Origin of the sequence: Escherichia sp. WS547 (assembly GCF_046486065.1) — a bacterium.
Lineage (GTDB): Bacteria > Pseudomonadota > Gammaproteobacteria > Enterobacterales > Enterobacteriaceae > Escherichia > Escherichia coli.
On record NZ_JBJQMA010000060.1, the window covers coordinates 1 to 1195 of the forward strand.

Genomic DNA, 1195 nt, shown 5'->3' on the forward strand with positions numbered 1-1195 from the left:
GGAAGGTGCGAACAAGTCCCTGATATGAGATCATGTTTGTCATCTGGAGCCATGGAACAGGGTTCATCATGAGTCATCAACTTACCTTCGCCGACAGTGAATTCAGCAGTAAGCGCCGTCAGACCAGAAAAGAGATTTTCTTGTCCCGCATGGAGCAGATTCTGCCATGGCAAAACATGGTGGAAGTCATCGAGCCGTTTTACCCCAAGGCTGGTAATGGCCGGCGACCTTATCCGCTGGAAACCATGCTACGCATTCACTGCATGCAGCATTGGTACAACCTGAGCGATGGCGCGATGGAAGATGCTCTGTACGAAATCGCCTCCATGCGTCTGTTTGCCCGGTTATCCCTGGATAGCGCCTTGCCGGACCGCACCACCATCATGAATTTCCGCCACCTGCTGGAGCAGCATCAACTGGCCCGCCAATTGTTCAAGACCATCAATCGCTGGCTGGCCGAAGCAGGCGTCATGATGACTCAAGGCACCTTGGTCGATGCCACCATCATTGAGGCACCCAGCTCGACCAAGAACAAAGAGCAGCAACGCGATCCGGAGATGCATCAGACCAAGAAAGGCAATCAGTGGCACTTTGGCATGAAGGCCCACATTGGTGTCGATGCCAAGAGTGGCCTGACCCACAGCCTAGTCACCACCGCGGCCAACGAGCATGACCTCAATCAGCTGGGTAATCTGCTGCATGGAGAGGAGCAATTTGTCTCAGCCGATGCCGGCTACCAAGGGGCGCCACAGCGCGAGGAGCTGGCCGAGGTGGATGTGGACTGGCTGATCGCCGAGCGCCCCGGCAAGGTAAGAACCTTGAAACAGCATCCACGCAAGAACAAAACGGCCATCAACATCGAATACATGAAAGCCAGCATCCGGGCCAAGGTGGAGCACCCATTTCGCATCATCAAGCGACAGTTCGGCTTCGTGAAAGCCAGATACAAGGGGTTGCTGAAAAACGATAACCAACTGGCGATGTTATTCACGCTGGCCAACCTGTTTCGGGCGGACCAAATGATACGTCAGTGGGAGAGATCTCACTAAAAACTGGGGATAACGCCTTAAATGGCGAAGAAACGGTCTAAATAGGCTGATTCAAGGCATTTACGGGAGAAAAAATCGGCTCAAACATGAAGAAATGAAATGACTGAGTCAGCCGAGAAGTATTTCCCCGCTTATTCGCACCTTCC

Annotated in this window: 1 protein-coding gene; it reads left to right on the top strand. The window is 53.1% G+C overall.

Annotation, left to right across the window (positions count from 1 at the left end; genetic code table 11):
• Positions 1-68: 68 nt before the first annotated feature.
• Positions 69-1049, top strand: coding sequence for an IS5-like element IS5 family transposase (locus ACJHWK_RS23895; RefSeq protein ID WP_000019402.1), 981 nt, complete (start codon positions 69-71; stop codon positions 1047-1049).
• Positions 1050-1195: the final 146 nt, after the last annotated feature.

Coding starts and splice junctions, on each gene's coding strand:
- ACJHWK_RS23895 (WP_000019402.1), top strand. CDS start 69: ATGAGTCATCAACTTACCTTCGCCGACAGTGAATTCAGCAGTAAGCGC.